The sequence below is a fragment of the Providencia sp. PROV156 genome (assembly GCF_028480905.1).
Taxonomy (GTDB): Bacteria; Pseudomonadota; Gammaproteobacteria; order Enterobacterales; family Enterobacteriaceae; genus Providencia; species Providencia hangzhouensis.
This window is the reverse complement of record NZ_JAMPPE010000061.1, coordinates 1-1,065: the sequence shown is the minus strand read 5'-3', so window position 1 is coordinate 1,065 and position 1,065 is coordinate 1. Positions and strand designations below refer to the sequence as shown.

1 pseudogene is annotated in these 1,065 nt (G+C 60.4%); it reads right to left on the bottom strand.

Annotated elements, in window-relative coordinates:
* Positions 1 to 234: 234 nt before the first annotated feature.
* Positions 235 to 1,065, bottom strand: a pseudogene (locus tag PSF31_RS21040) (IS91-like element ISCR2 family transposase); the annotation flags it as partial.

Genomic DNA, 1,065 nt, shown 5'->3' with positions numbered 1-1,065 from the left:
CGTATAGGAAGAATAAACGCCCTTTTCACCCAAGTCCAACAGCTTTGGACCGCAGTTGACTCTTTCGACACCCCTGCGATGCAACCCAATCCGGCTGACGGGGAGCCAGCAACGCTGAAAATTTACCCTCCTCTTTCCCACTAGCGGCTCCTTTTCCGACAACCAGCACGGCGGATCCCTGCCGCGGCGCTGTGAACGCAGCATTTTGATTGGTATCGTTGGCCTTCAGGCTCGTCAGTCAAACAGACCCAGGAGCAGCTCAGCCGGTGGCGCCCGGCTTTCGGGTAACGCCCTGGTCCCGCTGGTTTCGGCTTTGTGCTTCAGGTGATCAAGGATCTGCTTGATCACTATAGGGTCTTCAATGCAGGCGATGACTTTCATGGCGCCGCCGCAGCCGCTGCAGGTCTCGATGTCGATATTGAAAACACGCTTGAGCCGTTGCGCCCATGTCATCGACGCTCGCCGTTGTGCTGGTGTTGCCGGTTCATCAGCCACCCTGACCTTGTTGCCCCTGCCCCGTTTTGCCGGCGTGACCAACGCCCGGTGCCGACTGTTGGGTGCGAACACCCCGTGGAAGCGGGTTAGGTTGACTCTGGGCTTCGGTACCAGGGCGGCCAGCCTTGCAATGAAATCCAATGGTTCGAAAATGACGTGCGTGGTGCCGTCCCGGTACGGCGTCTTGAGCTGGTAGCGCACGTTGCCGCCTCGTGTTAACGACAGCCGCTTCTCGGATACCGCCGGGCGGCTGATGTACCGGCACAGCCGTTCGAGCTTCTTGCGTTCATCGGCCCTGGCCGCCACGCCGGCGTGCAGGCTGACCCGGCTACCTTGCCAATCCCGTCACCGAACGGATCACCACTGGTCGGCAGAGTTTGCAAAGTGAACACCTTTCGCCCCGCCTGTGAACCGACAGCGATACGGTAAGTGATCGAGTGCCCCAGCAGGGGTGTCATCGGGTCGTCATCCACCGCATCCGAGGCCAGATAGCTGTTTTCGACATCCCGTTCCAGCAGGCCTTGCCGTTCCAGATAGCGACCCACCCGGTGGGCGATGGTGTGCGTCAGC